The 5,409-nt window shown below is 65.4% G+C and carries 4 protein-coding genes and 2 pseudogenes; 2 read left to right on the top strand and 4 right to left on the bottom strand.

Annotation, left to right across the window (positions count from 1 at the left end; all coding sequences use genetic code 11):
- A partial coding sequence (locus tag RHBS_RS23750) for a chorismate-binding protein (RefSeq protein ID WP_187298612.1) occupies positions 1-504 on the top strand: 504 nt, incomplete at its 5' end.
- Between the two features lie 105 nt (positions 505-609).
- Here RHBS_RS23750 and RHBS_RS23745 read toward each other — a convergent pair.
- The 4 genes and pseudogenes from RHBS_RS23745 to RHBS_RS23730 all read right to left on the bottom strand — a co-directional run bounded on the left by RHBS_RS23745 (position 610) and on the right by RHBS_RS23730 (position 3,701).
- Entirely contained in the window at positions 610-1,833 is a 1,224-nt protein-coding gene (locus tag RHBS_RS23745; protein ID WP_121872960.1) for an O-succinylhomoserine sulfhydrylase, read from the bottom strand.
- Complete coding sequence (locus RHBS_RS23740) at positions 1,830-2,243, bottom strand: rhodanese-like domain-containing protein (RefSeq protein WP_037190430.1); 414 nt, start codon at positions 2,241-2,243, stop codon at positions 1,830-1,832. The genes RHBS_RS23745 and RHBS_RS23740 overlap by 4 nt, the downstream gene beginning before the upstream one ends.
- A 36-nt stretch (positions 2,244-2,279) precedes the next feature.
- Positions 2,280-2,807: a hypothetical protein gene (locus tag RHBS_RS23735; protein WP_121872219.1), complete on the bottom strand. Its 528-nt coding sequence runs from the start codon at positions 2,805-2,807 to the stop codon at positions 2,280-2,282.
- Between the two features lie 34 nt (positions 2,808-2,841).
- Positions 2,842-3,701: pseudogene (locus RHBS_RS23730) on the bottom strand (TauD/TfdA dioxygenase family protein).
- Positions 3,702-3,996: 295 nt separating this feature from the next.
- On the opposite strand from RHBS_RS23730, the pseudogene RHBS_RS23725 reads away from it, so the two are divergent.
- Positions 3,997-5,380 (top strand): annotated as a pseudogene (locus tag RHBS_RS23725) (FAD-dependent oxidoreductase).
- Positions 5,381-5,409 lie beyond the last annotated feature (29 nt).

Raw genomic sequence — 5,409 nt, 5'->3', positions numbered from 1 at the left:
TCGCGCATCTCCGCAGCCTTGGCGGCCAGTGCGAAGGATCAGGCCGAACATCGTTTCGTGGTCGACGAGATCAAGGCTGCGTTGACGCCGTTCTGCGAGACACTCGAGGTGCCCGAGTCGCCACAGTTGAGCAGTACGCCGCAGCTGTGGCACCTGTCGACGCCCATCGTCGGCACCCTGGCCGATACCTCGACCTCCGCGCTCGACCTCGCGCTGGCGCTGCACCCCACCGCCGCCGTCGCCGGGGTGCCCCGAGCTGCGGCGATGAACACGATCGAGAACGTCGAAGGATCCCGCGGCTTCTACGCCGGAGCCGTCGGATGGACCGACGGCAGCGGCGACGGCGAGTGGATGGTCACCATTCGCTGCATCGAGCTCTCGGCGGACGGGCTTTCGGGTACCGCCACTGCCGGCGGCGGCATCGTCGCGGACTCGGATCCCGACGCCGAACTCGACGAAACCACAGCGAAATTCAGAACGGTGCTCAGCGTCTTCGAGCAGTGACGTCGATTCGTCGGCATCACGCAATCGACGCCCCGCGCAGTGATCCACACCCGTCGAACGGGGCGTCGATCTTCGCGTGGGGCGCCGATTCGTACGCTGTGCCGACTACTTCAGCGCCTGGTCCAGGTCTCCGATCAGATCCTCGGTGTCCTCGAGGCCGATCGAGATACGCACGACGCCGTCGGTGATGCCCACTGCCGCACGGCCTTCCGGCCCCATCGCTCGGTGCGTGGTGGTTGCCGGGTGGGTGATCAGTGTCTTGGAGTCCCCGAGGTTGTTGGAGATGTCGACGATGCGCAATGCGTCGAGCACCTCGAAGGCACGCTTCTTGCCCTCACCCTCGGGAGCGTCGAGCTCGAACGTGACCACGGTGCCCCCGCCCGACATCTGCGACTTGGCCAGCTCGTACTGCGGATGCGACTGTAGGAAGGGATATTTCACCCAGCGCACCGACGGATGACCTTCGAGGAACTCGGCGATCTGCAGCGCGGAGTTCACCGAATGCCGCACCCGCACCGGCATCGTCTCGAGCCCCTTGAGCAGCGTCCAGGCGTTGAACGGACTCAACGCCGGACCGGTGTGCCGCATCAGAGTCTGCACAGGACCATCGATGTATTCCTTGGAACCGAGGATTGCACCGCCGAGCACCCGACCCTGGCCGTCGATGTGTTTGGTGCCCGAGTACACGACCACGTCGGCACCGAGTTCCAGGCTGCGCTGCAGCAGCGGCGTCGCGAACACGTTGTCCAGCACCACCGTTGCGCCGGCTGCATGTGCCAGCTCGGAGACGCGTCGAACGTCGACCAACGACTGCATCGGGTTGGACGGGGTCTCGAAGAACACCGCCGTCGTCGGTACCGACAATGCCTGCTCCCACTGCTCGAGGTCCTCGCCGTCGACGAAGACGGTCTCGACACCCCAGCGCGGCAGAATCTCGTTGCAGACCACGAAGCAGGAGCCGAAAAGGCTACGCGCAGCAACCAGTCGGTCACCGGCCTTCAGCAGTGCACCCAATGCGGTGAACACTGCGGACATGCCACTGGACGTCCCGAAGCACGCCTCGGCCCCCTCGATCAGGCGCAGCCGCTCCTCGAACATCTTGACCGTCGGGTTGCCGTAACGCGAATACACAAAATGATCGATGTCGCCGGTGAACGCCTGCTCGGCCGCGCCGGCACTTTCGTAGACGAAACCCGAAGAAAGATAGAGGGCTTCGGCATTCTCGTCGAAACCGGATCGCATCAGGCCGCCGCGCACTCCCAGCGTTCCCTGACCCACGCCGTCGGGCAAGGGCTTGTCGAATCCGCCGCCTTTCGGATTTCCGCTCACGACTGCCTCCAGGGCAACCCGACCGCACGCCACCCCGTGGCTCCGCGGTGGCCGTCGGCGTCGGTGGCACCTTCGAAACCGTCGAGCACGTTGTAGGACGGGCCGATTCCCGCAGCCGTCGCGGCCTCGGCGGCACCGATGGACCGCTGACCGGAACGGCACAGGAACACCACCGGCCGATCGCCGTCGACGCCTGCTGCTTTCAAGTCGTCGACGAAGTTGGTGTTCCGGGCACCGTCGGGGAAGCTGACCCACTCGATCAGGTGCGTCGGGCGTTCGATGCCCGAGGTGTCGGGAACTCCGACGTACTGCCACTCGGCGCGCGTACGAACGTCCACGAGCACGGCCTCGGGGTTGCTCTGCAACAACTCCCAGGCAGCTTCCGGGGTTATGTCACCTGCATACGTCACTGTTCCAGCCTTCCGCAATTCGTTCCACCGGCAACATCACACATTGCACACCAGCCACTTGTCGTCGACGCGGACGAAGTTCCACACGTCGTCGGTCTGCGCTCCGGATTTCTCTTCCTTCAGCGGGACCGTGACCATTCCGCGGTCGCCGTTGACCTGATACTCGGACGGCACACCGTCGATGGACGTTTCGCCGTTGCGCTCGACCTCGCCGGCCCGATCGGTTCGGTACTGCGCATCGTCACCCGGAATCAGGCGCTCGACCTGATCGAAGCAGGTGTTCTGACGCAGCAGCTCCGCGTCGCCGGTGTTCTGCGCTTCGAGGAACCCGTCGAGGCTGTCGGTGAGCAATTGGGCCTGCGTCACGTTGTCCTCCGCAGGTGCGAGCTTCGAGGCCGCGAAGATGCCGACGAGCAACACCACGACGACGCCGACGGCGAGGATGAACGGCCACGCGTTGGGCGGACGCTGCTCACCGGAGTCCGCAGCCGCCTCGGACGCGTTGTTGCGCGCTTCCTCACGACTGTCGACCCACTGCTGCCTACGCTCACTCCACGACGCCATGCGGCCAATCTTCCTCGATCCGACGGGTCGGGCACTACCGGGGTCCGACGGGGATGTCTCCTCGCAACGTGATGCGGTGCATCTTGCGGTGCTCGGTGCCGTAGTCGCGATTGGCGTAGTGCGAGGTGCTGCGGTTGTCCCACAACACCAGGTCGCCCAGCCGCCAGCGGTGCCGCACGATGTGTTCGGGTTTGGTCAGGTGCGCGTACAGAAGATCCAGGATTCCGCGGCTCTCGGCTTCCGACACACCCACGATGTGGGAGGTGAAACCCGGATTGACGAACAGCCCCTTGCGGCCGGTTTCAGGATGGACCCGCACAACGGGATGTTCGACGGGGACCAGTGCGGTGACTTCCTTGCCGTCCCACACGTTGCCTTTTCCGCCGCGCTTCTGCGCGAGGTAGTAGCCGAATTCGCGGTTGCCGTCGTGCATTGCCGTGAGTCCATCGATCATCGTGCGAACCGGCGCGGACAGTGATTCGTAGGCGAGCTGACTGTCGGCCCAGTTGGTGTCGCCACCGTGCGGTGGCAGGACGACCGGACGCAGGATCGAACCCATCGGCGGGCGTTCCATGAACGTGACGTCGGTGTGCCAGACGTCGGCGAAACCGTTGTCCTGGCTGTCGAGGGCGTAGACCTCGGGGGCGACGTGTCCGCTGTCGTGCACCGGGTGGCCCGCAGTGAGATCACCGACCTGCGACCGAATTCGATGTGCCCCGCGTCGTCGAGAGACTGCCCGCGCAGCACGAGGACCTTGTGTTCGACGAGGGCGCGGCCCACGGCGTGTATCTGCGCGTCGGTCGCCGAGGCGACGTCGAGGCCGATGACCTCGGCACCGAACGACGGGCCGAGCTTGTCGATGGTGAGCGTGGCGGTCTGTTCCAGGGTGGTCATGTGTCCTCGAATCCGTGCACGGCCGGGCGCTGATCTTCGGCAGCGTTGCCGTCGAGAGAGGGGTCCCGTCCTACTGGAGGAGGGGAAGGGCGTCGGGTCTTGTCACCGACAACACATGTTGGTGCAGGTACGACAGAAGTCGACGGTGAACCGTCGGACCAGGTATGTCGTCTCCACAGAGCAATTCCTACCGGAAACCGGGAAATCCGGCAAGTTGCCCAGTGCCCCAGCTCAGGTTGTCCTTAATTTATGCTGGGGTGTCCGCACTTCCCTCGAAGAAGGTAGCTCGCTGCACATGACCGATCAGACTCGTCCACTCCGCGTCGCCATCGTCGGTGCCGGACCGGCAGGCATCTATGCCGCCGACGCGCTCATGAAGTCCGACCACAATGTCAGCGGACCGGGCGTCAGCATCGACCTCTTCGAGCGCATGCCTGCGCCGTTCGGGCTGATCCGCTACGGCGTGGCTCCCGATCATCCGCGTATCAAGGGCATCATCACCGCCCTGCACAAGGTGCTCGACAAGCCGCAGGTTCGCCTGCTCGGCAACATCGACTACGGCACCGACATCACGTTGGACGACCTGCGCCGGTTCTACGACGCCGTCATCTTCTCCACCGGTGCCAACGCGGACCGCGCCCTGAACATCCCCGGAATCGACCTCGAGGGCAGCTACGGCGCCGCCGATTTCGTCTCCTGGTACGACGGCCACCCGGACGTGCCGCGCACCTGGCCGCTCGACGCCGAGAAGGTCGCCGTCCTCGCGTCGGCAACGTGGCCCTCGACGTCGCACGCGTCCTCGCCAAGACCGGTGACGAACTGCTCCCCACCGAGATCCCGGCCAACGTCTACGAAGCCTCAAGGCCAACAAGGCCGTCGAGGTGCACGTCTTCGGTCGTCGTGGACCGGCTCAGGCCAAGTTCACCCCGCTCGAGCTACGCGAGCTCGACCATTCACCCAACATCGAGGTCATCGTCGCCCCCGAGGACATCGACTACGACGAGGGCTCCGAGCAGGCCCGCCGCAGCTCCAAGCAGATCGACATGGTCGCCAACACCCTGCAGGACTGGGCCATCCGCGACGTCGGCGCTCGCCCGCACAAGCTGTTCCTCCACTTCTTCGAGTCACCGCACGAGGTACTCGGCGCGGACGGCAAGGTCGTCGGTCTGCGCACCGAGCGCACCGAGCTCGACGGCACCGGCAACGTCAAGGGCACCGGAAAGTACAACGACTGGGACGTCCAAGCCGTCTACCGCGCCGTCGGCTACCTCAGCCAGAACATCAGCCAGCTGCCCTTCGACGAACAAGCAGGCACCATCCCCAACGAGGCCGGCCGCGTCGTCGAGTCCCCGTCGTCCACCACGCCCGTTCCGGCCACGTACGTCACCGGCTGGATCAAACGCGGACCCGTCGGCCTCATCGGCCACACCAAGGGCGACGCCAACGAGACCGTCGCGAATCTGCTCGAGGATGCACCGAGCTTCGTCGGCGCGGCCGAGCCGGATCTCGATGCCGTCACCTCGTTCCTCGAAGGCAAGCAGGTTCCCTTCACCACCTGGGACGGTTGGTACCGCCTCGACGCGCACGAGCGCTCACTCGGTGAGCCCGAGGGCCGCGAGCGCGTGAAGGTCGTCGAGCGCGAGGACATGCTCAAGGCATCCGAGCCCGACAAGGCCTGAGTGCCTGCGGCAGTGGTGTGGTTGAGTGC

It is taken from the genome of Rhodococcus sp. BS-15, assembly GCF_000813105.1.
In the GTDB taxonomy this organism is placed as follows: Bacteria; Actinomycetota; Actinomycetes; order Mycobacteriales; family Mycobacteriaceae; genus Rhodococcoides.
Note: the sequence above shows the minus strand (reverse complement) of the source record. Positions and strands in the feature narration are given on the sequence as shown.

Excerpts from the sequence above, each read along its gene's own strand:
- RHBS_RS23735 (WP_121872219.1), bottom strand. The coding sequence starts at position 2,807 with ATGGCGTCGTGGAGTGAGCGTAGGCAGCAGTGGGTCGACAGTCGTGAG.